The following is a 26,538-nucleotide window of genomic DNA, read 5'->3' as shown; positions in this document are numbered from 1 at the left end:
CACGAGGGTCCGGGTGCGGGGGAATGGTGGCTCTCGCCGGGAGCCGACGCGTACCCCGGGGCCCGCGTGGGCCAACCCGGGTCGGCATCGGACGCGGGGCTTCAGATGGGCCGACCGCGGCCGACACCGGACACGGGGCTGCCGGCAGGCCAACCCTGGTCGGCACCGGATACGGGGCTGCCGGTGGGCCGACCTCGGCCGGTGGCGGACGCTGGGCGCCAGGGTCGGCCCACGCCTGACGCCGGTTCGGGTGTGCCGCTGCATCGGACGACGGCGGCGCTCGCGCTGCTCCTCGCCGGCACCTCGGCAATCACCGCGACCATCGGATTCCGGTGGGTCGCGGCGAATCCCGACGCGGGGTCCGCGACGACCGAGCAGATCTCGGACAGCGCTGCGGGCAACCTGGTTCTCACGCTGTTCTGGGTGATCGGTGGATTGTTGCTCGCCCAGCAGGTCAGATACGGCCGAGTGATCGTCTTCGTGTTGGCGGTGGCGTTCCTGTCGCAGTACGCCGAGCCCGGCGGGCTGACACCCCCCGGGAACCAGCTCGGATCGCTGATCCCCTTGGCCGGGTTGGTGCTCGGCTCGCTCTTCGTCGTCCTCCTGCTGGTCTCGGCAGCGGCGACCCGGACGCGACGGCCGCGATCCGGGCAGGTGCCGCGGGGCGTCGGCGGCCAGCCGCAGATGGGGGGATACGCCTACGGGCCTGCGACACCGGGTCGCCGCGTTCCACCACCGCCGGGATACCCGTACCACTGAGGTGTCGATGCTGAAGTGGTTGGCGGGCTGTGGGATCGACACCCGTCCACGGCGTATTTTCCGTATCGAGGTATCGGGCAGTCTGTGCCAGAAGGGGGACGCACATGAGTCGGCCATCCAGTCCTGATCCGAATGACATTGCGGCGCAGCCGGTTGCGGGGCTCCCAGGCCCAGCTCCGGCAACCGCGCAGTACGACACGGGTTCCCCGGCCGGGTCCGCACCGCTCGACCAGCGCCAGGGATACCCGAGCGCATCCGCCGGAGTTCCGAGCCCTGGTGTCGCACCTGGCGCCCCGTATCCCGGGCAGCCGTTCGCCGGGCAAGCTACGCCGAACGGTCAGTACCTCGGGCATCAGGTTCCGTCGGCCGCGCCGCCGGGATTCGGCGTTGCGCCCGGTTACCCGCATTCCGGGCCGATGCCCGCCGAGCAGGGTGCGCCGCACAGTCAGCCCGGGTACCCGCATCCCGGGCTATTGCCTGCCGGGCAGGAACAGTCGGGTGGGGAGTGGTGGCAGACGCCGGGGACACACACGCCGGTGGAGGCCGGTTACGCGCAATCGGGTGTGGAACCGCGGCACCGGGGGTTTCCGGGCGCTCGGTCGCAGGGGCGGGCATCACGGTCGCCGGGCGGGCTGCTGGACCGGGTCATCGTCGTCCTCGCCGGGGTGTTGGCTGGGTATGCGGTGATGGCATCGGTTGTCGGATTCAAGGCGAACACACTGTTCCCGGGTAACGAGTGGATGAGCGCCCGGATCATCCCCGTGACCGTGGCGCACGTCGCCCTCGCGCTGTTGTGGCTGGTTGCGACGGTTCTGCTTCTCAGACGGACGAAGGCGGTCCGAGTGATGGTCGCCGTGCTCGCGGTCGGAAACCTCGGGATGAACGTTGTCGGGGTGAGCAGTAGATGGTGGGACATCGACTCGGCACTGTCGGTGTTCACGGGGTCAGTGGACTACGTCTGTCTGGAGACAGGGTGGTATGGATGTCCGCCTTACGGGGAGGATGCCGGGTTGCGATTCACTGGGGCTGGGGCTGTGCTGGCAGCGCTCATGTTGGTTCTGCTGCTGATCTCGGCGATCAGGATGCGTGGGCGCCGGGAGGCTTCGGCTCAACTGCCAGCCGCCGGGCAGCCCGGTCGAAGTGCACGGCCGGAATACCCCTACCGGTGAGCCGAGCGCATCACCCCAGCTCAGCGGCAGGTCGGCGACTCCGCCGGGACAATCCGGCGTCTTCCGATACGCTGGGCACCCGTGACCGTCGCATCGTCCCCGGGTAACTCCGATAATTCTGCTTACGACCTGATCGTGGTCGGCTCCGGCTTCTTCGGCCTGACCGTCGCCGAGCGTGCCGCGAACCTGCTGGGCAAGCGGGTGCTGGTGATCGACCGGCGCTACCACCTCGGTGGCAACGCCTACTCCGAGCCGGAGCCCGAAACCGGCATCGAGATCCACAAGTACGGCGCGCATCTGTTCCACACCTCGAACAAGAAGGTGTGGGATTACGTCACCCAGTTCACCGAGTTCACCGGGTACCAGCACCGCGTGTTCGCGCTGCACAAGGGCCAGGCCTACCAGTTCCCGATGGGGCTGGGCCTGATCTCGCAGTTCTTCGGTCGCTACTTCAGCCCCGAAGAGGCCAAGGCGCTGATCGCCGAGCAGGCCGCCGAGGTGGAGACCGCCGACGCGCAGAACCTCGAGGAGAAGGCGATCTCGCTGATCGGGCGCCCGCTCTACGAGGCGTTCGTGCGTGACTACACCGCCAAGCAGTGGCAGACCGACCCGAAGGAACTGCCCGCGGGCAACATCACCCGCCTGCCGGTGCGCTACACCTTCGACAACCGCTACTTCAACGACACCTACGAGGGCCTGCCCAAGGAGGGGTACACGAAGTGGCTGGAGAACATGGCCGCCTCCGACCTCATCGACGTGCGCCTGAACACCGACTGGTTCGACGTGCGTGAGGAGATCGTCGCGGCCAGCCCGGACGCGCCGGTCGTCTACACCGGCCCGCTGGACCACTACTTCGACTACGCCGAGGGCGAGCTGGGCTGGCGCACGATCGACTTCGAGACCGAGGTCCTCGAGATCGGCGACTTCCAGGGCACCTCGGTGATGAACTACAACGACGCCGACGCGCCGTACACCCGCATCATCGAGCCGCGCCACTTCCACCCGGAGCGCGACTACCCGACCGACAAGACGGTCATCATGCGCGAGTTCTCCCGCTTCGCGCAGACCGGCGACGAGCCGTACTACCCGATCAACACCCCCGAGGACCGCGCCAAGCTGCTGGCCTACCGCGAGCTCGCCAAGAAGGAGACCGCCGAGAAGAAGGTGCTCTTCGGCGGCCGCCTCGGCACCTACCAGTACCTGGACATGCACATGGCGATCGGTTCGGCGCTGAGCATGTTCGAGAACGTGCTGCGTCCGCACCTGGAGTCCGGCGCGGCCCTGGTGGACGAGGCGTGAGCGCGCAGCCGGTGCTCGACGACGTGACGACGGAGACGAGGGCCAAGGCGCTGCTGCAGCGGATCATCCTGCCCCGGCCGGGCGAGCCGCTCGACGTGCGGACCCTCTACCTGGAGGAATCCACCACCAACGCGCGCCGCGCGCACGCCACCAGCCGGACCGCGCTCTCGATCGGCGCGGAGTCGGAGGTGTCGTTCTGCACCTACTTCAACGCGCTGCCCGCCAGCTACTGGCGGCGCTGGAGCGTGCTGAACTCGGTGGTGCTGCGGCTGGAGCTGGCCGGGCACGGCCGCGTCGACGTGTACCGCTCGAAGGCGGACGGCTCGCGCATTCACGTGCAGGGCAAGGAGTTCGCGGTCGCCCAGGGCGCGGACTCGGTGTTCGTGGAGTTCGAGACCGATCTCGGCCCGTTCGAGGACGGCGGCTGGATCTGGTTCGACATCACCACCGACACGGCGGTGACGCTGCTGGCCGGCGGCTGGTACGCCCCGCAGGAGGCGCCGGGCACCGGCACCATCGCGGTCGGCATGCCCACCTTCAACCGGCCCACCGACCTGGTCAAGACGCTGGCCGCGCTGGGTTCGGACCCGCTGGTGCTCGGCAATGTCGCCGCGGTGATCGTGGCCGACCAGGGCAATCGCAAAGTCGTCGACGAGCCCGGCTTCACCGAGGCCGCCGCGACGCTGGGCGACCGGCTGAGCATCCACGACCAGCCCAACCTCGGCGGGTCCGGCGGGTACAGCCGGGTCATGTACGAGGCGCTCAAGACCGACGCCGAGTTCATCGTCTACATGGACGACGACATCGAGATCGAGCCCGACTCGATCCTGCGCGCGCTGGCGTTCTCCCGGTTCGCCAAGTCGCCGCTGCTGGTCGGCGGGCAGATGCTGAACCTGCAGGAGCGCTCGCACCTGCATAGCATGGGCGAGGTCGTCGACCGCGGGATCTTCATGTGGTCCTCGGCGCCGAACGTCGAGTACGACCACGATTTCTCGAAGTACCCGCTCAAGGACCGCGACAACTCCAAGCTGCTGCACCGGCGCATCGACGTCGACTTCAACGGCTGGTGGACCTGCGTGATCCCGCGGCAGGTGGCCGAGCAGATCGGTCAGCCGCTGCCGCTGTTCCTGAAGTGGGACGACGTCGAGTACGGCCTGCGCGCCCGCGTGGCCGGCTACCCGACCATCACCCTGCCGGGTGCGGCCGTGTGGCACATGGCCTGGTCCGACAAGGACGACGCGATCGACTGGCAGGCGTACTTCCACCTGCGCAACCGCCTGGTCGTCGCCTCGCTGCACCTGCCGGGTGACGGCAAGCCGATGATCGTGAACACGGTCAAGGCCACGCTCAAGCACCTGCTGTGCCTGGAGTACTCGACGGTCGCCATCCAGAACGAGGCGATCCGCGACTTCCTGGCCGGGCCGGAGGGTCTGTTCGACCTGCTGCCGAGCGCGCTGGGCAAGATCCACGCGATGCGCAAGGACTACCCGGACGCCGTGGTGCTGCCGTCCTCGACCGAACTGCCGCTGGCCAACCGGCACGGCGTCGGCGCGGTCGGCGAGCCGGGCAACCCGATCGCCAAGGTCGCGCGCCTGGCCAAGGGCGTGGTGCACAACTTCCGCAAGGCCGACCCGGCCGCCTACGAGACCCCGCAGCTGAACGTGCCGACGCTGGACGCGCGCTGGTTCCTGCTGTCCCAGGTCGACGGCGTCACCGTGACGACCGCCGACGGCCGTGGCGTCGTCTACCGCAAGCGCGACCCGCGCAAGGCCGCCGAGCTCCTCAAGGAAGCGATGCGCCTGCGCAAGGAGCTCACCGCCCGATTCCCGGAGATGCAGCAGCGCTACCGGGCCGCGCACGCCGAGCTGACCAGCACGGCGGCGTGGGAGAAGACCTTCGGCATTTCGCAGAACGGAACCGAGAAGTGAACGCGATCAACCCGGAACTGCCCGAGCTGGAGCTGGCCGAGGAAGGCTGCGGCGGTGAGTGCGCCTGCGCGTGCGGCGACGACGAGTACATCGAGGTGCCGCTCGAGGTCGGCATCATCAACACCGTGCAGACGACCATCGGCACCAACCCGGCCGTCGTCTCGGCCGCGCGCGGCATGTCGCACTTCGGTGAGCACGCGCTGGGCTGGGTCGGCATCGCCGCGGCGGGCTGGCTGGTCGACAAGCCGCGCCGTCGGCAGTGGGCCGGTGTCGCGGTCGGCGCCGTCGGCGCGCACGCCGCGTCGATCGTGATCAAGCGGATCGTCCGGCGCCCGCGCCCGGACAGTCCTGCGGTGCAGGTCAACGTGTCGACGCCGAGCAAGCTGAGCTTCCCGTCCTCGCACGCCACGTCCACCACGGCGGCTGCGGTGTTGCTCGGCCGGTTGACCGGGCTACCCTTGCCAGCGGTGCTCGTGCCTCCGATGCTCCTTTCCCGGGTCGTCCTCGGGGTGCATTACCCTTCCGACGTGCTCGCCGGTTCCGCATTGGGGGCCGCGTCGGCAGCCGCCGTGCTAGCCGCCGAAAAGAGACTCCGACAGTGACCGCAACCGAAAGAACCTTGGCTGAGATGAGCGAAGAACCGTCCGCCGCCGTCCTCGACGAGGGCGTGGTGAAGGGCCCGCCGAAGACTCTGGTCGGCGGTGTCATCAAGGCCATCCGCCCACGTCAGTGGGTGAAGAACGTGCTCGTGCTCGCCGCGCCGCTGGCCGTCGGGCCCGAGGCGATCAGCGACGCCGGCGTGCTCGTGCACGTCGCGATCGCGTTCGTGGTGTTCTGCATGGCGGCCTCGGGTATCTACCTGGTCAACGATTCGCTCGATGTCGAGGCTGACCGGGCGCATCCGACCAAGCGGTTCCGCCCGATCGCGGCGGGCGTCGTCCCGGTCAACCTGGCGTACGCGCTGGCCGTGGTGCTGCTGATCGGCTCGATCGCCGGTTCGTTCCTGGCGTCCTGGCACCTGGCCGTGGTGATGGCCATCTACATCGCCATCCAGCTGGCCTACTGCGTCGGCCTCAAGCACCAGGCCGTGCTCGACATCTGCATCGTGTCCTCGGGCTTCCTGCTGCGCGCCGTCGCCGGTGGCGCGGCCGCGGGCATCGCCCTGTCGCAGTGGTTCCTGCTGATCATGGCGTTCGGTTCGCTGTTCATGGCGGCGGGCAAGCGCTACGCGGAACTGCAGATCGCGCTGGAGACCGGCGCGAAGATCCGCAAGTCGCTGCAGTACTACACGCCGACCTACCTGCGCTTCATCTGGACGCTCGCGGCCACCGCCGTCGTGGTGTTCTACGGCCTCTGGGCGTTCCAGCAGGACTCGGCTCGTGACACCCAGTGGTACTCGATCTCCATGATCCCGTTTACCATCGCAATCCTGCGTTACGCGGTCGACGTCGACGGTGGCGAGGCCGGTGAACCCGAAGAGATCGCGCTGGGGGACCGCATCCTGCAGTTCCTCGCTATTGCCTGGATCGGAGCGGTAGGTGTCGCTGTCTATCTCACCTGACGAGATCGTGGTAGCGGAGCAGGAAACAACCGAATACGAGCGGCTACGCGACGACGAGCAGTCGGCGCGTCCGGCCGCTCGTTTCGCGACCCTGTCCCGCGCCACCTTCGTCGGTGGGGTGGTACTCACCGTCGTCGTGTTCGCGGTGGGTGCCTGGCAGCGGCGCTGGATCGCCGACGACGGCCTCATCGTGCTGCGGACGGTGCGCAACCTGCTCGCGGGCAACGGCCCCGTCTTCAACATGGACGAGCGGGTCGAGGCCAACACCAGTACCGCGTGGACCTACCTGGTCTGGTTCTTCAGCTGGCTCACCCAGGCGCGGCTCGAGTACGTGGTGCTCGGCGTCGCGCTGACGGTCTCGCTGCTGGCGATGGTGTTCGCCATGCTCGGCACCGCCCGGCTGTGGGGCGGGACCAGCGGTCAGCTGCTCATCCCGGCGGGCGTGCTCGTCTACATCGCGCTGCCGCCCGCCCGTGACTACGCCACCTCCGGGCTGGAGAGCGGCTTGGTGATCTGCTGGGTCGGGCTGCTGTGGTGGTTGATGATCCGCTGGAGCCAGGCCGCGGTGGTGCGCGTGCCGAGCCTGCTCGGACTCGTCTTCCTGGCCGGTCTCGCGCCGCTGATCCGGCCGGAGGCCACGCTGATCGGCGTGCTCGCCCTCGGCATGATCTTCCTCGCCCCGATGCCGCGGTTCCGGTACGGCCCGATCGCGCTGCGCGCGCTGATCGTGTTCGTCGCCGGGATCGTGCCGGTGGCTTACCAGATCTGGCGGATGGGCTACTACGGCCTGCCCTACCCGAACACCGCGGTCGCCAAGGACGCGGGCGGGGCCAAGTGGGGCCAGGGCATGAAGTACCTGTGGGACCTGGTCGGCCCGTACTACCTGTGGATTCCGCTGCTCGTGCTGCTGATCGCCGGTGTGGTCACCGCGGTGGCGCGCGGGGTCACGGTGCGGCCGCGGTGGTCGGTGGCGGCGATCCGGACCTGGCTGCGGTCGCCGAGCGCGGTCGTCACCATGGTGCTGGGCAGCGGCCTGCTGCTGACGGTCTACGCGATCCGCGTCGGCGGTGACTTCATGCACGGCCGGATGCTGCTGACCCAGCTGTTCCTGCTGCTGCTGCCGGTGGCGGTCGTACCGATCCGGTTGCCGGCCGGCGGGCTGCGGGCGTTCACCCCCCGTGACTGGTCGACGGTGGTCGTGCTGGCCGCGCTGCTCGGCACCGCGGGCTGGTCGCTGTACGCGGCGAGCACCACCGCGATCAAGACCGGCACCAAGATCAGTTCCTCCGGCATCGTCGACGAGCGCGTCTACTACGTGCTCAACACCGGCAAGGATCATCCGATCCTGGCCGAGGACTACCTCGACTACCCGCGCATGCGGGCGATGGTCAACGACATCGCGGCCAACCCCAACGGCGGCCTGCTGCTGAACTCGCCGTCGTACACGTTCTGGTACCTGGACCCGCCGCCGCAGCCGATCCCCGAGGGCGGCGCCGGGCACACGGTCTACTTCCTGAACCTGGGCATGACCAGCATGAACGTGCCGCTGAGCGTGCGCGTCATCGATCCGATGGGCCTGGCCTACCCGCTGGCCGCGCATTCGGACCGGCTCGCCGACGGCCGCATCGGGCACGACAAGAGCCTGTACCCGGACTGGGTGGTCGTCGACTCGGGCATGGTGGACATCCACCCGTGGATGCCCTGGTACATGGACGAGGAGTGGGTCACCCAGGCGCGCACGGCGATGTCGTGCCCGGAAACGCAGGCGCTGATGATCTCCACGCGCGATCCGCTCACCTTCGATCGGTTCAAGCACAACCTGCGTCATGCGCTGAGTTTCGCGAAGTACCGGATCGACCGGGTGCCCAAGTACGAGATCCAGCGCTGCGGATTGGTTGATCCATTCCCCGAGCCGCCGCGCTGAAACGGTCTACATGCGTCACACTGGGCCCACGGGTTATCCGTCGGCTCAGTGGTTACACCCCTGGCCTGGGGTTTCCCAGTGGCGTTCGCCGCTTAATCACTTTTCGGTAACGCCAGGCTATCGATGTCACGATATGGTCTTCGAGGAACGGCCCGTCGGCGCACTGGTGTGCCGGTAGTAAGTCGGCGGTCATTTGCAACCGCGGTTCCGCGCGAACCGCACGAGGAAAGGCCCAAAACAGAATGCGTGGCGGACGTCTCAGAGCCCGGGGAGCCGGCTGGCTCAAGCGGTCGATGCTTCTCTCCCTGGCTGTTGTCCTACCGCTCGGTGCGGCGGTGGCCGGCCCGACCGGCACCGCTTCGGCGGCGTTCGATCCCAGTGGCTTCGACTTCTGGGTCGACTCCGAGATGGGCCCGATCAAGAACCGGATCTTCCGCGCGGCCGACGGCAACACCGGTCGCGTCGTGTACGCGCTCGACGGCATGCGCGCCCGCGACGACCTCAGCGGCTGGGAGATCGACACCAATGTCGCCCGGGCGCTGACCGCGGCCAACATCAATGTCGTCATGCCGGTCGGCGGCCAGTCCAGCTTCTACGCCGACTGGAACGCCCCGAGCAACTTCTTCGGTCTCGACACCGGTTCGGGCGGCAGCTCGACCGGTTCGGCGGCCACCGGGTCCGCGATGACGGGCTCGTCGATCGCGCCGGCCCAGGTCGCGGGCAAGAAGAACACCTACAAGTGGGAAAGCTACCTGACCGGCAACCTGCGCAACGCGCTGTCGGCCCGGCTCGGCTTCAACCCCAACAACAACGGTGTGTTCGGTCTGTCGATGGGTGGCTCGGCCGCGCTGACGCTGGCCGCCTACCACCCGGACCAGTTCAGCTTCGCCGGTTCGTTCTCCGGCTACCTGAACATCTCGGCGCCGGGTATGCGTGAGGCGATGCGGGTGGCGATGGTCTCCGCCGGTGGCTTCAACATCGACGCCATGGCGCCGCCGTGGGGCCCGCAGTGGCTGCGGATGGACCCGTTCGTCTTCGCGCCGCGGCTGGTGGCCAACGGCACCCGCGTGTGGGTGTCGGCGGCCAGCGGTATCCCGGGCGCGGGTGACGTGTCCAACCCGATGGAGATCGTGCAGGGTGTGCCGCTGGAGCTGCTCGCGATGGTGAACAGCCGCGCCTTCCAGGTGCGCATGGCCACCCTCGGCGGCGGCAACGCGAACTTCGACTTCCCGCTCACCGGCGTGCACAACTGGCGCAACTGGGAGACCGAGGTCAACCGCATGATCCCGGATCTGTCGGCCAACATCGGCTAGCCCGATCCGCTCGAAGACGAACCGCCCGGTGCCTGACGCACCGGGCGGTTTTCTTCGTTTCCGTCACGATCCGACTGATAGCCGGTGACGAATTACGTGCGGCAAGTCACCGTGAGTTGTGCTCTGGGTCACTTTCCAGCAACATGTAAGCATTCGTCATTGATTCATACACAGTGAGCATGCGTCGAGGTTGATTCGTCCGTTTTGCCCTGGATTGATCGCTTTCGACGCCCGATGAGGGATCCGACGGTATAGCTCGGGGTTTGCGCTGTCGGTTCAGCCGAGAAAGGTCTAGTCGAATGCGAACACTGCGCTGGAAGCGTCGGCCCGTGAAGACCGCAGCCCCCGGATCGTGGGCTCGGCGCTGGGCCGCCGGCGTATCCATGGCACTGCTGGTGCCGATCGGAACGGTCATCGCGGGCGGCGCCGCCCCCGCGTCCGCCGGATTCAACCCCGCCGCCTTCGACTTCTGGGTCGACTCCGGGATGGGCCCGATCAAGACGCGCATTCTCCCGGCGCGAAACGGCAATACCAATCGCGTCGCCTACGTCCTCGACGGCATGCGCGCGCCGGAGAACCTCAACGGCTGGGAGATCGAAACGGATATCCCGAATGCGCTCGCCGCTGCGGATATCAACGTGGTGATGCCGGTCGGCGGTATGTCGAGCTTCTATGCCGACTGGAACTCGCCCAGCGAATTCTTCGGTATTGCCGGTAACGGCGCGCCGAACGCGGGCTCCGGCGCGGCCAACGCGCTCTCCGGCGGGCCCGGCAAGAGCTACCGGTACCAGTGGGAATCGTTCCTCACCAACGATCTGCCGAACGCCCTCGCGGGCAGGCTCGGCTTCAGCCGCCACCGCAACGGGGTGTTCGGGCTGTCGATGGGTGGCTCGGCCGCGCTGACGCTGGCCGCCTACCACCCGGATCAGTTCTCCTTCGCCGGCGCGTTCTCCGGCTACCTGAACATCTCGGCACCCGGTATGCGCGAGGCCATCCGCATCGCCATGCTGGACGCGGGCGGCTACAACGTCGACTCGATGGCGCCGCCGTGGGGCCCGCAGTGGCTGCGGATGGACCCGTTCGTCTTCGCCCCGAATCTGGTCGGCAACAACACCCGCCTCTGGGTCGCCGCGGCCTCGGGCCTGCCGACCGGTACCGACGGCCCGAACATGAACACCGTCAACGGCATGGCGCTGGAGGCGCTGGCGCTGGCCAACACGCGCGCCTTCGAGGTCAGGATGGCGACGCTCGGCGCCCGCAATGTCGTCTACTCGTACCCGGCGTTCGGCATCCACGCCTGGAACAACTGGAACGACGAGGCGCTGCGGATGATCCCGGATATGTCGAACAACATCGGCTGACGCCTGTCGCCCGAGACAACCAGAACGCCCGGTGCATTCGTGCACCGGGCGTTTGTTTTCCGAGTGGAATCGTGGCCGAACCGGATGTTCACGGGTGCTGACCTGCTCCGCTCGACAGACCGGCTCTCCGGTTTAATACCGGCGAGTTCCGTTGCCCTTGCAAGTAATTCGTGGGTCGAATATCCTCCAGCGAGCGAAAGTGTGACCAGATCGTTGTTTCACCTGTCTGATCGGCCGGACTGTCGGGATCCGGGCGATGTCGGAGACGGGTCTGGCATGCCACAACAGCAGAAAGAGAGCGGAATTCACATGCGTTTCGGCAAGGCCGCCGCGCCGAAGGGTGACCAGCCGGGCACGTCCCGGGGAGTTGCACCTCGCGGTTGGCGTAATCGAATTCTAGCTGTCGGCGCCGCGGCCCTCGTGCTGCCGATCGCCGCAGGGGCGGCCCCGATGGCGTTCGCCGCCCCCGCGTCCGTGCCGGCGCTGCGCGCGCCCGCCGGTGGCTACGAAGAGCTGATGGTGCCGTCGAAGATGGGCCCGGTGAAGGTCCAGGTGCAGTGGGCGCGCAACGGTGGCAACGCCGCGCTCTACCTGCTCGACGGCCTGCGCGCCCGCGACGACCGCAACGCCTGGTCCTTCGAGACCAACGCGATGCAGCAGTTCGCCAACGACAACGTCACCCTGGTGATGCCGGTCGGTGGCCAGTCCAGCTGGTACGCCGACTGGACCGCGGCCTCGAACACCAACGGCCAGAAGACCACCTACAAGTGGGAGACCTTCCTGACCGAGGAGCTGCCGGCCTTCCTCGAGGGCTACGGCGTCTCCCGCAAGAACAACGCGGTGCTCGGCCTGTCGATGAGTGGCCCGGCCGCCCTGCGCCTCGCCGCCCTGCACCGTGACCAGTTCAAGCACGCGTCCTCGCTCTCGGGCCCGCTGAACTGGGGTGCCCCCGGCATGCGTGAGGCCATCCGCGTGATGATGCTCGACGCCGGCCGCTTCAACGTCGACTCCATGGCCGCTCCGTGGAGCCCGGCGTGGCTGCGGATGGACCCGATGGTCTTCGCGCCCGAGCTGCGTGGCCTGCCGATGTTCATCTCCTCGGCCAACGGCCTGCCCGGCCAGCACGATCGTCCGGCCGGCCTCGGCGGCATGTACAACACCGCCAACGCCATGGGCATCGAGGCCATCTCGTTCGTCAGCACGCTGGCGTTCCAGAGCCGCCTGAAGTCGCTCGGCATCGCCGCCACCTTCGACTTCCCGGCCAACGGCACCCACTCCTGGAAGTACTGGGAGGACCAGCTGTGGAAGGCGCGTCCGCAGATCCTGGGCGCGCTGGGCGCCTGATAGTTTCCGCCCAGCAACGCTGAGAAGACCGGTTCACCCGCAGGGTGAGCCGGTCTTTTTGCTGTGCGGGGCGCTCGCGTGTCCTCCCGGGTTATCGGCCGGTACTGCGGTACAACGAACGATGAGGCAGTCCCAGGGCGGGGATGAGGAGGGTCGCGCGTGTTGAAACATCGTGTCCGAGCGCCGATGCGGCGGATCCTCGGTATGGCCGCCATGACCGCGGCCCTGCTCGCGCCGACGGTCGCGGTGCCCGCCCACGCGCAGGCGCAGACCGGCGTCGCCGGGGTGCAGCGGGTGGAATGGCTCTCCGATCGCCGGGTGGCGATGTGGGTGTACTCGCCCGCCATGAACACGCCGATCCAGGTGCAGATGCTGCTGGCGCGCGACTGGAATGTCCGCCCCGACGCCAAGTTCCCGATGATGCTGATGCTGGACGGCCTGCGCGCCCAGGACGACGAGAACGGCTGGACCAAGGACGCCGACGCCGAGGGCTTCTACGCCGACAAGAACGTCAACGTGGTGCTGCCGGTCGGCGGCCAGTCCAGCTGGTACTCCGATTGGCTTGCGCCCGACAACGGCCACACCTACAAGTGGGAGACCTTCCTGACCAAGGAGCTCCCGCCGATCCTCGAACGCGATTGGCGCACCACGGAAGTGCGTGGCGTGCAGGGCCTTTCGATGGGCGGCACAGCCGCGATGAACTTGGCGGGCCGCAATCCCGGCCTGATGAAGTACGTGGCCTCGTACTCGGGCCTGCTGACCACGACGACGCTCGGCATGCCGCAGGCGATCACCTTCGCCAACAAGGACGCCGGTGGCTTCGACGCGGTGTCGATGTGGGGTCCACCCGGTGGGCCGGAGTGGGCGGCGCACGATCCCTATCTGCTGGCCGACAAGCTCAAAGGCGTCAGCATGTACGTCTCCAGTGGCAGCGGCCTGGCGGGCAATCACGACCAGCTGGGCGAGGTGCCGCTGCTGAGCGAGAACTGGGCCGGGACCGGCCTGGAGATCTTGGCGCGGCTGTCGACCGAGAACTTCGTCGCCAAGCTGGAGAAGCTGGCGATCCCGGTGCAGGCGAACTACCGTCCCGCGGGCACGCACACGTGGCCGTACTGGGATTTCGAGATGCGCCAGTCCTGGCCGCAGGCCGCCGCCGCGCTCGGCACCGATCCCGGCGGCACCACGTGCGGCACCGGCGGCGCGATCGGCCCGGCCGCCCAGGCCGCGGCCTGGCTGGGCAACTGCCTGACGGCGGAATACCCGGTGGCGGCGGGCATGGTGCAGGACTTCCAGAACGGAAAGGTGTTCCACTCCGCGGCGACCGGCGCGCACGCGGTCGGTGGCCGGATCGGCGGCACCTACGCCGGGATCGGCGGGCCGACGTCGCCGCTGGGCCTGCCGACCGGGGACGAGCAGGGCCTGCCCGACGGCCGCGGCCGCATGCAGACCTTCGAAGGCGGCTCGATCTACTGGACGCCGCAGACCGGCGCGCAGGTGATGCGCGGCGCGTTCCTGGAGGAGTGGGGCAAGCAGGGCTACGAGCGCGGTCCGGCCGGGTATCCCGTCGCGGCCGAGGCGCGCACGCCCAGCCGCGACGGTTCGGTACAGGCCTTCGAGCACGGCCCGATGTTCTACAGCCCGGCCACCGGCGCGCACCGGGTGCAGGGCTTCATCCTGGACAAGTACGCGGCGCTGGGCTTCGAGACCAGCCCGCTGGGCTTCCCACTGGCCGAGGAGGCGCCGCTGAAGGATCTCGGCCGGTACAGCCGGTTCGAGGGCGGCAACATCTACTGGAGCCCGCTGTCGGGCGCGTGGTCGGTGCGCAACGGCGCGGTCGCCGACGCCTGGGGCGCGCAGGGGTTCGAGAACGGCAGGCTGGGGTATCCGGTCAGCGACGAATTCACCGTCCCCGGCGGGATCCAGCAGAATTTTCAGACCGGGTTCATCGTGGTGCGGGACGGCAAATCCGAAGTTCACGGGGTGTGAGCCCGGGCTGAGAACTCTCTGAGCTTCGCCGCGCGGTACCCGGCCGCCCCGGATGTCCGGCTAGCCTGGTCTGCGACCGCTTCCCTGACGAACGATCGAGGAAAGACATCTTCATGCATCGGATTCCTGGCAAGGTTGCCGGATCGGTCGCGGCCCTGGCTGCCGTCGCCCTGCTGTCCGCCTGTGGTGGCAACGATTCGACCGCGTCGCAGACGCCCACTCTCTCCTCGAGCGCGAGCGCCGCCGCCTCGGCCACGTCCCAGGCGCCCGCGGCCGGTGACCACGGCGACCACGCGACCACCTCCAGCGCCGCGCCGGAGACCACCACTGCGCCCGAGCAGCCCCAGGCCGCGCCGGAGACCACGCCCGCGTCCACGCCCGCCTCCGACAAGGACAAGGCGTTCCTGGCCGAGCTGAGCAAGAACGGGATCACCCCGGCCAGCCCGGACATCGCCCTGACCGCGGCGGGCTACATCTGCTCCAGCCGCGCCACCGGTGCCTCCGATGCCGATATCGCCCCGTACGTCGCGGCGATCGCCGGTACCGACACCGCGTTCGACCAGTCCAAGATGGACGTCAACAAGGCAGCCCAGATCTACATCGCCGCCGCGACCTCCACCTACTGCTAGTGAACCCCCGACCGACGCGACGCACCCGCAGGCTCTGGCCAGCGGGGTGCCTGACCGTGCTGGCGCTGTTCGTCCTGGCGATCATCGTCATCGTGCTGCTCTGGTATCTGCTCGCAGGCCGGTTGCGGGAGCCCGGGCCGACGCCGCCCGGACCGCCGCCACCGACGTCGCAGTCGGCGGACTGTCCCGATGTGATGCTGCTCTCGATCCCCGGCACCTGGGAGTCGGCGAGCAACGACGATCCGTACAACCCGCACGCCAACCCGATCTCGCTGATGCTCAGCGTGTCGGGGCCGCTGCGGGCGCAGTTCCCGGACAACCGGCTCGAGGTCTACACGGTGCCCTACGTGGCCCAGTTCTCGAACCCGATCGCGTTCCCGCCGGACGGCCAGGCCTCCTACAACAACAGCCGCACCGAGGGCACCGCGCGGGCGACCGACATCCTGGCCCAGCGGCACAAGCAGTGCCCGCTGACCACCTACGTCATCGCCGGTTTCTCGCAGGGCGCCGTCATCGCCGGTGACGTGGCCGCGCAGATCGGCATGGGCAACGGCCCGGTCCCGGCCGACAAGGTGCTCGGTGTGACGGTGATCGCCGACGGCCGCCGCACCGCCGACACCGGCCCCGGCCAGCCCACCGAGATCGGTGACCCGCCGCCGACCGGCCAGGGCGCCGAGGTGGCGCTCAAGGGGATCAACGTGCCCGGCATCAGCATGACCGGCCCGCGGCCCGGTGGTTTCGGCTCGCTGGCCCCGAAGGTGAACTCGATCTGCGCGCCCGGCGACATGATCTGCGACGCCCCGCGCGAGGCCCTCAACCCGGCCAACGCGCTGGGCAGCCTCGGCGCGCTGATCCGCTCGGCGGGCAATCCGGTGCACGCGCTCTACGCCACCAACACCGTGGACGGACAGGGCACCACCGCCACCCAGTGGACGGTGAACTGGGCGGCCGGACTCATCGAGAACGCGCCGCACCCACCGCATTCCTGAGCGGTGACTGGCGGAGTTGTCACAGTCACAGCGGGTGTGTGATTGCCATGGATCATGCCTCGCTGTGACATCCGCACTCCCATTCGCCCTCACGCTGTAAAGTGCGCTGATGATCGCGCCGACTTCTCTGCTACCGCGGAGTAGCCGGTGGCCCGAATACACCGCCTAGCACGCGCAGCGTGCAACAGCCAGGAGCGATGAGTTCATGACCGAAGCTGCCGCACCCGTCGGTGAGTTGACCGCGCTGGGTACGCCGCTGCGTCCGTTCCGCTTCGCGGCGGCGGGCGAGGGCAACAAGCAGGAGGGCGGCGCACGCAAGTTCGTCCAGACTGCGCAGCAGGCCGAGGAGATGGGGTACGACACCTTCGTCGTCCCCGATCACCTGGGCGACCAGATCGGTCCGATCGCCGCGCTCGGCGCGCTCACCCAGGCGACCGACAAGATCCGCCTCGGCACCTCGGTGCTGGCGAACGGCTTCCGGCATCCGGTCGTGCTGGCCAAGGATCTGGCGACCATCGACGTGCTGTCCAAGGGCAGGCTCGAGGTCGGTGTCGGCGCGGGCTGGATCAAGGAAGAGTTCGAGAACGCGGGCATCCCGTACGAGCGTCCCGGCGTCCGGCTGGAGAAGCTCGACGAGTCGCTGACCATCCTGGACACGCTGCTGCGCGGCCAGGAGTGCAACTTCGAGGGCAAGCACTACCAGGTGCGTGGCATCAAGGGCACCCCCCGACCGCGGCAGGGCCCTCGTCCCCCGCTGTGCACCGGCGGCGGTGGCCCGAAGATGCTGGCGCTGGCGGCCAAGCACGCCGACATCGTCTCGATCGTCCCGCAGACCACCAAGAACGGTAAGGGCCTGCTGTCCGGCATCACGCTGGATAAGACGATCGAGAAGGTCAACATCGTCAAGGAGGCTGCCGGCGACCGGTTCGCCGACATCGAACTGAACTGGGCGATCACCGCGATCGTCATCACCGACGACCGGGAGAAGACCGCGGAGATGGCGCTGCGCGCGATCGAACGCGGCCTGCACCCCGATCTCGAGGTCGACGTGGAGCTCACCGCCGAGCAGATCCTCAGTTCGCCCTACATCGCCATCGGCACCTTCGAGGAGATCGCCGAACAGGTCAAGCGTGTGCGCGAACTCACGTCGATGTCGTATGTGGGCATCTTCCCCACCCAGATGGACGCTTTCGCGCCTGTCATTCCGCTGCTGCGGGAGGACTGAGCGGGGGTTCTCTGTAACATGACTCTGGTTTGAGAACATCTAGCCGATAGCGGTCACCGCGCAGACCGCTCGAAAATCCGCAGGTTGTCAGGATCCACGCACGGCGTGTTCCGGGGGCCGGTGGCGATAGCGAGTCGGGGCCTCACGGGTCTCAACGCCGTAATGCGTTGGGAAAATTCACCGGTGTCCGGGCCTCGGAGGAGAAGAAGGAATGGAAGAGACTTTCGACGACTACCTGGACGAGACCGGGAACCTTGTGATTCCCGAGGGTCGGACCCTGGTCGATCACGTCGAGAAGCACACCCGTAACGATGCGAACACGCTCGCGTACCGCTACATCGACTACTCGCGGGAACGCGACGGCGAGGTGCACGAGCTGACCTGGCAGGAGTTCGGAGTTCGGCTGCGCGCGGTGGCCGCTCGCCTGCAGCAGGTGACCAACCCGGGCGACCGGGTCGCGATCCTCGCGCCGCAGGGCCTGGACTACGTGATCTCCTTCTTCGCGGCGATCTACGCCGGCACCATCTCGGTGCCGCTGTTCGACCCGGACGAGCCGGGCCACACCGACCGGCTGCACGCCGTGCTCGGTGACTGCGAGCCCTCGGCGATCCTCACCGCGACCTCCTCGGCCGCCGGTGTCCGCCAGTTCTTCCGCTCGCTGCCCGCCGCGCAGCGCCCGCGGATCATCGCGGTCGACGCGATCCCGGACACCCTCGGTGATTCCTGGGTCCGCCCCGACACCGCGATCGACGACATCGCCTACCTGCAGTACACCTCGGGTTCGACCCGGGTGCCCGCCGGTGTGGAGATCACGCACCGCGCGGTCGGCACCAACCTGCTGCAGATGATCAACTCGCTGAACATGAACGAGAACTCGCGCGGTGTCACCTGGCTGCCGCTGTTCCACGACATGGGCCTGCTGACGGTGATCCTGCCCGCGGTGGGCGGCAAGTTCATCACCATCATGTCGCCGAGCGCGTTCGTGCGCCGCCCCTCGCGCTGGATCAACGAGCTGGCCGCCGTCTCCGACGGGGCAGGCACGTTCGCGGCCGCCCCGAACTTCGCGTTCGAGCACGCCGCGGCCCGTGGCGTGCCGAAGGCGGGCGAGTCGCTCGACCTGTCCAACGTCATCGGCCTGATCAACGGTTCCGAGCCGGTGACGGTCTCGTCGATGAAGAAGTTCAACGAGGCGTTCGCCCCGTTCGGCCTGCCCAAGACCGCCATCAAGCCCTGCTACGGCATGGCGGAGGCGACGCTGTTCGTCTCGGCGACCAAGGCCGAGGACGAGGCCAAGTACATCTACGTCGATCGCGACGAGCTCAACCGGGGCCGGATGGTCCGGGTGGATCCGTCGGCCGAGAACGCCATCGCGCAGGTCTCCTGCGGTTACGTCGGTCTGTCGCAGTGGGCCGCGATCGTCGATCCCGAGTCGGTGGAAAGCGCCGACGGCGGCCGTGAGCTTGCCGACGGGCAGGTCGGCGAGATCTGGCTGCACGGCAACAACATGGGCATCGGCTACTGGGGACGCCCGGACGAGTCGGCCAAGACGTTCCGCAACCGGGTCACCGATCGGCAGCCGGGCGGGCACGCCGAGGGCACCGACGCCGACGCGAACTGGATGCGCACCGGCGACTTCGGCGTCTACTTCGAGGGTGAGCTCTACATCACCGGTCGCGTCAAGGACCTGGTGATCGTCGACGGCCGCAACCACTACCCGCAGGATCTGGAGTACTCCGCGCAGGAGGCCTCCAAGGCCCTGCGTCCCGGTTTCGTCGCCGCCTTCGCGGTGCCGGCCAACCAGCTGCCCGCCGAGGTCTTCGCGGCCGACAGCCACTCCGGCCTGAAGTTCGACGCCGACGACGCGTCCGAGCAGCTGGTCATCGTGGCCGAACGCGGTCCCGGCGCAGGCAAGGCCGACCCGGCCCCGATCGCCGACGCGGTGCGCGCGGCGGTCTCGCTGCGGCACGGTGTGACCGCTCGTGACATCCTGCTCGTACCCGCGGGTTCCATCCCGCGTACCTCCAGCGGAAAGATCGCCCGGCGGGCCTGCAAGGCCGCCTACCTCGAGGGAACGCTGCGCGGTGGTTACACCCAGCAGGCTTTCCCCGATGCACCGGAAGAGTAATCGGCCGACCGGATCGGATCGACGCCCGGCGTGAGCGCACGTCGGGCGTCATTCCACGGCGCGCCCTGTACGCAGACAGGTAGCTTGAGGAATTGATGGCTGACAACGAGGGCACGCCCACCCAGAACCCCGAAGTTCCCGCGCAGAACACCCCGGCGGGTGATCTCTCGGTCGCCGACCTGCGCGAATGGCTGCGCAAATGGGTCGCCGACGCGACCGGGCAGTCGATCGACGCGATCACCGTCGACCGGCCGATGGAGGAGTTCGGGCTGGCTTCGCGTGATGCCCTCGCCCTCGGTGGTGACATCGAGGAACTGACCGGCGTCATCCTGACCCCGACGGTGGTCTATCAGCATCCGACGATCGCCTCGCTGGCCGAGGTCATCGTCAACGGCGAGCCGGAGCTGCCCGCCGACGAGGCGGACGACTACGCCGCCGCCTACCAGCCCGGCGAGACGCACGACATCGCCGTGGTCGGCCTGTCGACCCGGCTGCCCGGCGCGGGCAGCACCCCGGAGTCGACCTGGGAGTTCATCATCGGTCGCGGTGACGCGATCCGGGAGCTGCCGGAGGGCCGCTGGTCGGAGTTCCTCGGCGATGCCGGGGTGGCGCAGACCGTCGCGGAGTCCAACACCCTCGGCGGCTACCTGGACCAGGACGTGGTCAAGGGCTTCGACGCCGAGTTCTTCGCCATGTCGCCGGTCGAGGTCGAGCGCGTCGATCCGCAGCAGCGCCTGATGATGGAGCTCACCTGGGAGGCGCTCGAGCACGCGCGCATCCCGGCCAGCGAGCTCAAGGGCGAGAAGGTCGGCGTCTTCGTCGGCTCGTCGAGCAGCGACTTCCAGCTGATCGCCTCGCTCGGCCTCGGCGACCGTGACCCGAACCTGCCGATCTCGGCGGAGGCGTACGCCCTGCTCGGCGCGTCGACCGGCATCATCGCCAACCGCGTCTCCTACTTCTTCGACTTCCGTGGCCCGTCGGTCACCGTCGACACCGCCTGCTCCTCGACCATCGTCGCGGTCCACCAGGCCGTGCGCGCGCTGCGCGACGGCGAGGCCGACGTGGCGCTGGCCGGTGGCGTGAACATGATCCTGGCCCCCGTCATCACGCTCGGTTTCGAGAAGAACGGCGCGGTCGCCAAGGACGGTCACATCAAGGCGTTCTCCAACGACGCCGACGGCATGGTCCGCTCCGAGGGCGCTGGCCTGGTCGTGCTCAAGCGCCTGGTCGACGCCGAGCGCGACGGCGACAGCATCCTCGGCGTGATCAAGGGTTCCGCGGTGAACTCCGACGGCCGCTCCAACGGCCTGTTCGCCCCGAACCCGGAGGCCCAGGCCGACGTCCTGCGCGCCGCCTACCGCGACGCGGGCATCGCCCCGTCCACCGTCGACTACATCGAGGCGCACGGCACCGGCACCCCGATCGGTGACCCGATCGAGGCCGAGGCGCTGGCCCGCATCGTCGGCCGCGGCCGCGACGCCGACAAGCCCGCCCTGCTCGGCTCCGCCAAGACCAACTTCGGCCACCTCGAGTCCGGAGCGGGCGCGGCCAGCCTGGCCAAGGTGCTGATGTCGTTCCAGCACAACGTGATTCCGCCGAACATCAACTACGCGGGCCCGAGCCCGTACATCCCGTTCGAGCAGGCCAACCTCAAGGTCGTCGACGAGCCGACCGAGTACCCGCGCTACAGCGGCGTCGCGACCGTCGGTATCTCCGGCTTCGGCTTCGGTGGCACCAACGCGCACGTCGTGCTCCAGGAGTACGTGCCGTCGCCGCCGGTCGTCGAGGACGTGACGGCCGAGCAGGTCGCCGCCGAGCAGGTCGAGGGCGAGGAGACCACCGATGTGGTCGCCGAGGCCACCGCGATCACCGAGGCCGCCGCCGAGCCGGAGCAGCCGGTCGTCGTGGAGTGGGACGGCGAGCGCGCCGAACCGCTGCCGGTGATCCTGGCCGTGTCGGCCTACCTGCCCTCGCGCCGCAAGCGCGCCGCGGCCGAGCTGGCCGACTGGCTGGCGGGCCCTGGCAAGGACGTCCCGCTGACCGACGTCGCCCGCGCGCTGGCCAAGCGCAGCCACCAGCGCTCGCGCGGTGTGGTGCTGGCCAAGACGCACGAGGAGGCCGTCGCCGGCCTGCGCGCCATCGCCGAGGGCAAGCCCGGCGCCGGTGTCTTCACCGCCGATTCCCCGGCGGCCGCCCCGCCGGTCTGGGTGATGTGTGGCTTCGGCGCGCAGCACCGCAAGATGTCCAAGCAGCTCTACACCGAGAACTCGATCTTCCGTAAGACGGTCGACGAGGTCGACGAGCTGGTCCAGGACGAAGCGGGTTACTCGATCCGCGAGATGTTCCTCGACGACGAGCAGGACTACGACGTCGGCACCTGCCAGGTCGGCATCTTCACCACCCAGCTGGGCCTGGCCGCGGTGCTGCGCGCGCACGGCGCCGAACCCGCCGCGGTGGTCGGTCATTCGATGGGTGAGGTCGCGGGCGCGTACATCGCGGGCGGCCTGACCCTGGAAGACGCGGTGCGCGTGATCTGCGCCCGTTCGCGCCTGATGGGCGAGGGCGAGCAGATGATCACCGAGGACGACGTGCGCAATATGGCGCTGGTCGAACTCAGCGCCCACGATGTCGCCGAGCTGCTGCCGCGCTTCCCCGACGTGGAGTGCGCGGTGTACGCCGCGCCGACCAACACCGTCATCGGCGGTCCGCGCGAGCAGGTCGAGCAGATCGTCGCCGAGGTGGAGGGGATGGGCAAGTTCGCCCGCATCCTGCCCACCCGCGGCGCGGGCCACACCTCGCAGATGGACCCGCTGCTCGGCGAGCTGGCCGCGGAGCTGGCCGGCATCGAGCCGACCTCGCTGAAGACCGGCCTGTACTCGACCGTGCACGAGGGCCTGTTCTTCAAGCCCGGTTCCGAGCCGATCCACGACGAGCCCTACTGGGTGAAGAACATGCGCCACGCGGTGTACTTCACCAACGCGATCAAGGCCGCCGTCGACTCCGGGCACACCACGTTCCTGGAGCTGGCGCCCAACTCCGTCGCGCTGATGCAGGTGCTCGGCACCACCTTCGCCGCCGGTGTGCACGACGCGCAGCTCATCCCGACGCTCAAGCGCAAGGAGGACGAGTCCGCCGGTGTCATCGGCGCGCTCGCCCAGCTCTACGTGCACGGTCACGCGGTGAACCTGAGTTCGCTGCTGCCCGAAGGCGATTACGCCGACGTGCCGCGGACGGCGTTCGTGCGCAAGGAGTACTGGCCCGCGGTCGCGATGTCCTCGGGTGGCGGCAACACCAGGGTGCCCGGCGCGCACGTCGCCATGCCCGACGGCCGCCACGCCTGGGAGGTGCAGGCCGCCTCGGTCACCGACCTGGCCGCGCTGGTGAAAGCCGCTGCCGCGCAGGTGCTCTCCGATGTCGCCGTGTCGGTCTCGCACCCGCACGCCGCGCTGCCGACCACCGGCACCCTGACCACCACCCTCACCCCGCACCTCGGTGGCGCGTCGGTGCAGGTGCACGCCAAGGGCGCCACCGGTTTCGCGCTGCTGTTCGACGCGGTCGTCACCTCCGGTGCCGCGCTGCCCGAACCCGTTGTCGCCGAGACCGTTCCGGCGGCCGTCGCCGCGCCGACCGCGGCCGAGGTGGCCGTGGCGACCAGCGACCGCTGGGACCCCAACGGCAGCGAGACCGTCGAGCAGCGGCTGTGCGTGATCGTCGCCGAGTCCATGGGCTACGCCGTCGAGGACCTCCCGATGGAGATCCCGCTGATGGAGCTCGGTCTGGACTCGCTGATGGCGATGCGCATCAAGAACCGCGTCGAGTACGAGTTCGACATCCCGCAGCTGCAGGTCTCGGCCGTGCGCGACGCCAGCCTCAACGAGGTCTCCAAGGTGCTGCGCTACGCGATCGAGCACCGCGACGAGGTCGCGGCGATGGCGGAGAAGCAGGCCGCGGCCAAGGCCGCCGGTGAGGACGTCGAGATCGGCGTGGACGCGAACTTCGTCGAGGCCGCGCGGGCGGCGATCGCGGCGGGCGGGGATCCGCTGGCCGCGGCGAAGGCCGCCGGTGCGGAGCTGCCGTCGGAGGGTGGTGTCGCCGAAGCTGTTCCGGCCGAGGCCGCGCCGGTCGTCGAAGCGGTTGCGCCGGTCGCCGAGGTGGCGCCGGTCGCCGAGCCGGTGACGCCGGATGTCGACTACTCGGCCCCGGCCGGGGACGAGGACAACGTTCCGCCACGTGACGCTGCCGAGCGGCTCGCCTACGCGACCTGGGCCGTGGTCACCGGTACCTCTCCGGGCGGCATCTTCAACACCCTCCCGATCCTGGAGGAGGAGGTCGCCGAGAAGATGGCGGCCCGCCTCACCGAGCGGGTGGGCGCGGAGGTCACCGTCGACGACGTGCTCGACTGCGAGACCATCGAGCATCTCTCCGAGATCGTGCGCAACCTGCAGGACAGCGGCGCCGACGTGGACGGCTTCATCCGTCCGCTGCGGGCTCGCGTCGAGGGTTCCACCGCCACCCCGGTGTTCGTGTTCCACCCCGCGGGCGGCAACACCCTGGTCTACGAGCCGCTGCTCAAGCGTCTGCCCGCCGACACCCCGATGTACGGCATCGAGCGGGTCGACGGCTCGATCGAGGAGCGTGCTCGCCAGTACGTGCCCGAGCTGCGCAAGCTCCAGGCCGACGGCCCGTACGTGCTGTACGGCTGGTCGCTGGGCGCGGTGCTGGCGATGCAGGTGGGCCAGCTGCTGCGCGAGGAAGGCGCCGACGTGCGCTACGTCGGCCTGATCGATCTCGCGATGACCGTCGAGGACGAGGACAACAGCCCCGAGGAGCGCGTGCGCCGCCTCGAGCGCTACCAGGCCTTCGCCAAGAAGACCTACAACGTCCCGGCCGAACTCGACCGGGAGCAGATCGAGGAGCTGGCGGCGGCGTCCGACGCCGAGCAGTTCTCGATGATCAGCGACCTGATCAAGCTGTCGGGCGCGAAGATCCCCGGCGGTGTGCTCGAACACCAGCGCACCTCCTGGATCGAGAACCGCGCGCTGCAGCAGGTGCGCCCCCGCAAGTACGACGGTGACGTGGTGCTCTACCTGGCCGATCGCTACCACGACGGTGCCATCGAGCTCGAGCCCCGCTTCGCCGATCGCAAGCCCAACGGCGGTTGGGACGAGTACGTCTCGAACCTGGAGATCGTCCACATCCCGGGCGACCACCTCCAGATCGTCGACGAACCGCGCATCGGCCAGATCGGTGCCGACCTCGCCGCCAAACTGGCGAAGATCGCCAAGGGAGAGAAGTGAGCACTACCGCGGAAAAGCTTGTCGATCTACAGCAGCGCCTCGAGCTCGCCAAGGAGCCCGCGGGTGCGAAGGGGATCGAGAAGCGAGCGCGGAAGGGCATTCCCAGCGCCAGGGATCGCATCAACATGCTGATGGACCCGGGCACCTTCGTCGAGATCGGTGCCCTGGTCCGCAAGCCCGGTGACCCGACCGCGCTCTACGGTGACGGTGTCGTCGTCGGGCACGGTCTGGTCGAGGGCAGGCCGGTGGCGGTGTTCTCGCACGACCAGACCGTCTACGGCGGTTCGGTCGGTGAGGCGTTCGGCCGCAAGCTGTGCGGCATCATGCAGTACGCGTCCAAGGTCGGCATTCCGCTGGTCGGCATCAACGATTCCGGCGGCGCGCGCGTGCAGGAGGCGATCAGTTCGCTGGCCTGGTACGCCTGGATGGCGACCAATCTCGAGCCGCTCTCGGGCATGGTGCCGCTCGTCTCGCTGATCCTCGGCAACTGCGCCGGTGGCGCGGTGTACGAGCCGATCTGCACCGATGTGGTGGTGGCGACCGAGTCGGCGCACATGTTCGTCACCGGTCCGAAGATCATCAAAGAGGTCACCGGCGAGGACGTCAGCCTCGAGGAGCTCGGCGGCGCGCGCACGCAGGCCGAGTACGGCAACATCCACCACGTCGCCAAGGACGAGGACGCGGCGTTCGCCTGGGTCCGCGAGTACCTGGGCTACATGCCGAGCAGCTGCCAGGAGCTGCCGCCGGTGGTGAATCCCGGTCTGGAGCCGGAGATCACCGACACCGACCGCGAGCTGAACACGCTCATGCCGGACTCGGACAACGCCGGCTACGACATGCACGACATCCTGCTGCGCATCTTCGACGACGGTGAGTTCAAGGAGATCAGCGCCGAGACCGGCCAGAACATCATCACCGGGTTCTCCCGCGTCGACGGCAACACCGTCGGGGTCGTCGCCAACCAGCCGCTGGCCTCGGCCGGCGCGCTGGACGCGCGTGCCTCCGACAAGGCCTCGCATTTCGTGCGCCTGTGCGACGCGTTCGAGATCCCGCTGATCTTCGTCGTCGACACCCCCGGCTTCCTGCCCGGTGTCGAGCAGGAGAAGGTCGGCGTGATCAAGCGCGGCGGCCGCTTCCTGTTCTCCTACGTGGAGGCCTCGGTCCCCAAGATCACCCTGGTGGTCCGCAAGTCCTACGGCGGCGGCTACGCGGTGATGGGCTCCAAGCAGCTCGGCGCCGACATCAACCTGGCCTGGCCGACCGCCCGCCTCGCGGTCATGGGCGCCGAGGGCGCCGTCAGCCTGCTCGGCGCGGCCCAGATCGCCGCCGCCCCCGAGGATCAGCGCGCCGCCATCCGCCAGAACCTGATCGACTTCTACAACGCCAATATCGCCACCCCGTGGGTGGCCGCCGAACGCGGTTTCATCGACGCGGTCATCGAACCGGCCACCACCCGCCTGGAGATCCGCCGGGCGCTGAAGTTGCTCCAGGACAAGAAGATCCAGCGCAACCCGCGCAAGCACCACGTCCTGCCGCTGTAGCAGGCACGCCGACACCCGAACGGGCCGCCCCGGAGTCTCCTCCCGGGCGGCCCGTTCGTGTGTGCGGGGTGTGTTCGGGCTCCGCCGG

At 68.8% G+C, this 26,538-nt stretch carries 17 protein-coding genes; all 17 read left to right on the top strand.

Annotated features, from left to right (window positions below; all coding sequences use genetic code 11):
- The first annotated feature begins 252 nt into the window (after positions 1-252).
- The 17 genes from ACFYWJ_RS04770 (at position 253) to ACFYWJ_RS04690 (ending at position 26,450) form a co-directional block, all read left to right on the top strand.
- Entirely contained in the window at positions 253-759 is a 507-nt protein-coding gene (locus tag ACFYWJ_RS04770) for a hypothetical protein (RefSeq protein WP_355283623.1), read from the top strand.
- Positions 760-1,445: 686 nt separating this feature from the next.
- Positions 1,446-1,928, top strand: a complete 483-nt coding sequence (locus tag ACFYWJ_RS04765) for a hypothetical protein (RefSeq protein WP_355283626.1) — start codon at positions 1,446-1,448, stop codon at positions 1,926-1,928.
- An 81-nt stretch (positions 1,929-2,009) separates the two neighbouring features.
- A complete protein-coding gene (glf, locus tag ACFYWJ_RS04760; protein WP_355283629.1) occupies positions 2,010-3,227 on the top strand; it encodes a UDP-galactopyranose mutase in 1,218 nt (405 codons plus the stop codon).
- A complete protein-coding gene (locus ACFYWJ_RS04755) occupies positions 3,224-5,155 on the top strand; it encodes a glycosyltransferase (protein WP_355283631.1) in 1,932 nt (643 codons plus the stop codon). The genes glf and ACFYWJ_RS04755 overlap by 4 nt, the downstream gene beginning before the upstream one ends.
- Before the next feature lie 89 nt (positions 5,156-5,244).
- Positions 5,245-5,757, top strand: coding sequence for a phosphatase PAP2 family protein (locus ACFYWJ_RS04750; RefSeq protein WP_355283672.1), 513 nt, complete (start codon positions 5,245-5,247; stop codon positions 5,755-5,757).
- A 26-nt stretch (positions 5,758-5,783) separates the two neighbouring features.
- Complete coding sequence (locus tag ACFYWJ_RS04745) at positions 5,784-6,716, top strand: decaprenyl-phosphate phosphoribosyltransferase (protein ID WP_355283634.1); 933 nt, start codon at positions 5,784-5,786, stop codon at positions 6,714-6,716.
- Positions 6,694-8,640 carry a flagellar motor control protein ZomB gene (zomB, locus tag ACFYWJ_RS04740; RefSeq protein WP_355283636.1) on the top strand — a complete coding sequence of 649 codons (1,947 nt, stop codon included), beginning with the start codon at positions 6,694-6,696 and terminating at the stop codon, positions 8,638-8,640. Before ACFYWJ_RS04745 ends, zomB begins: the two co-directional genes overlap by 23 nt.
- 242 nt (positions 8,641-8,882) lie before the next feature.
- Complete coding sequence (locus ACFYWJ_RS04735) at positions 8,883-9,953, top strand: alpha/beta hydrolase family protein (RefSeq protein WP_218721226.1); 1,071 nt, start codon at positions 8,883-8,885, stop codon at positions 9,951-9,953.
- 299 nt (positions 9,954-10,252) lie between these two features.
- The gene (locus ACFYWJ_RS04730; RefSeq protein ID WP_355283639.1) at positions 10,253-11,314 is read left to right on the top strand and encodes an alpha/beta hydrolase family protein; all 1,062 of its coding nucleotides are present in this window, start codon (positions 10,253-10,255) and stop codon (positions 11,312-11,314) included.
- 309 nt (positions 11,315-11,623) lie between these two features.
- Positions 11,624-12,658 (top strand): alpha/beta hydrolase family protein, encoded by a 1,035-nt coding sequence (locus tag ACFYWJ_RS04725; protein WP_355283675.1) that lies wholly within the window; start codon positions 11,624-11,626, stop codon positions 12,656-12,658.
- A 204-nt stretch (positions 12,659-12,862) separates the two neighbouring features.
- A complete protein-coding gene (locus ACFYWJ_RS04720; RefSeq protein ID WP_355283677.1) occupies positions 12,863-14,644 on the top strand; it encodes an alpha/beta hydrolase-fold protein in 1,782 nt (593 codons plus the stop codon).
- Between the two features lie 113 nt (positions 14,645-14,757).
- Positions 14,758-15,273 (top strand): DUF732 domain-containing protein, encoded by a 516-nt coding sequence (locus ACFYWJ_RS04715; protein WP_355283641.1) that lies wholly within the window; start codon positions 14,758-14,760, stop codon positions 15,271-15,273.
- On the top strand, positions 15,267-16,262 hold the full coding sequence (locus ACFYWJ_RS04710) for a cutinase family protein (RefSeq protein ID WP_387161408.1): 996 nt from the start codon (positions 15,267-15,269) through the stop codon (positions 16,260-16,262). The genes ACFYWJ_RS04715 and ACFYWJ_RS04710 overlap by 7 nt, the downstream gene beginning before the upstream one ends.
- A 205-nt stretch (positions 16,263-16,467) precedes the next feature.
- Positions 16,468-17,487, top strand: coding sequence for an LLM class F420-dependent oxidoreductase (locus ACFYWJ_RS04705; RefSeq protein ID WP_355283643.1), 1,020 nt, complete (start codon positions 16,468-16,470; stop codon positions 17,485-17,487).
- Positions 17,488-17,698: 211 nt separating this feature from the next.
- Positions 17,699-19,612 carry a long-chain-fatty-acid--AMP ligase FadD32 gene (fadD32, locus tag ACFYWJ_RS04700; protein ID WP_355283646.1) on the top strand — a complete coding sequence of 638 codons (1,914 nt, stop codon included), beginning with the start codon at positions 17,699-17,701 and terminating at the stop codon, positions 19,610-19,612.
- A gap of 95 nt (positions 19,613-19,707) precedes the next feature.
- On the top strand, positions 19,708-24,909 hold the full coding sequence (gene pks13, locus ACFYWJ_RS04695; protein ID WP_355283649.1) for a polyketide synthase Pks13: 5,202 nt from the start codon (positions 19,708-19,710) through the stop codon (positions 24,907-24,909).
- A complete protein-coding gene (locus ACFYWJ_RS04690; RefSeq protein WP_355283652.1) occupies positions 24,906-26,450 on the top strand; it encodes an acyl-CoA carboxylase subunit beta in 1,545 nt (514 codons plus the stop codon). Before pks13 ends, ACFYWJ_RS04690 begins: the two co-directional genes overlap by 4 nt.
- Positions 26,451-26,538 lie beyond the last annotated feature (88 nt).

The organism is Nocardia sp. NPDC003269 (genome assembly GCF_042888005.1).
GTDB lineage: Bacteria > Actinomycetota > Actinomycetes > Mycobacteriales > Mycobacteriaceae > Nocardia.
This window is presented reverse-complemented; position numbering and strand designations above follow the sequence as displayed.

Bases quoted from the DNA above. Each gene is read 5' to 3' on its own strand.
- ACFYWJ_RS04765 (WP_355283626.1), top strand. From the start codon at position 1,446: ATGGCATCGGTTGTCGGATTCAAGGCGAACACACTGTTCCCGGGTAAC.
- ACFYWJ_RS04745 (WP_355283634.1), top strand. From the start codon at position 5,784: ATGAGCGAAGAACCGTCCGCCGCCGTCCTCGACGAGGGCGTGGTGAAG.
- ACFYWJ_RS04735 (WP_218721226.1), top strand. From the start codon at position 8,883: ATGCGTGGCGGACGTCTCAGAGCCCGGGGAGCCGGCTGGCTCAAGCGG.
- ACFYWJ_RS04730 (WP_355283639.1), top strand. From the start codon at position 10,253: ATGCGAACACTGCGCTGGAAGCGTCGGCCCGTGAAGACCGCAGCCCCC.
- ACFYWJ_RS04725 (WP_355283675.1), top strand. From the start codon at position 11,624: ATGCGTTTCGGCAAGGCCGCCGCGCCGAAGGGTGACCAGCCGGGCACG.
- ACFYWJ_RS04720 (WP_355283677.1), top strand. From the start codon at position 12,863: ATGGCCGCCATGACCGCGGCCCTGCTCGCGCCGACGGTCGCGGTGCCC.
- ACFYWJ_RS04715 (WP_355283641.1), top strand. From the start codon at position 14,758: ATGCATCGGATTCCTGGCAAGGTTGCCGGATCGGTCGCGGCCCTGGCT.
- ACFYWJ_RS04705 (WP_355283643.1), top strand. From the start codon at position 16,468: ATGACCGAAGCTGCCGCACCCGTCGGTGAGTTGACCGCGCTGGGTACG.
- fadD32 (WP_355283646.1), top strand. From the start codon at position 17,699: ATGGAAGAGACTTTCGACGACTACCTGGACGAGACCGGGAACCTTGTG.
- pks13 (WP_355283649.1), top strand. From the start codon at position 19,708: ATGGCTGACAACGAGGGCACGCCCACCCAGAACCCCGAAGTTCCCGCG.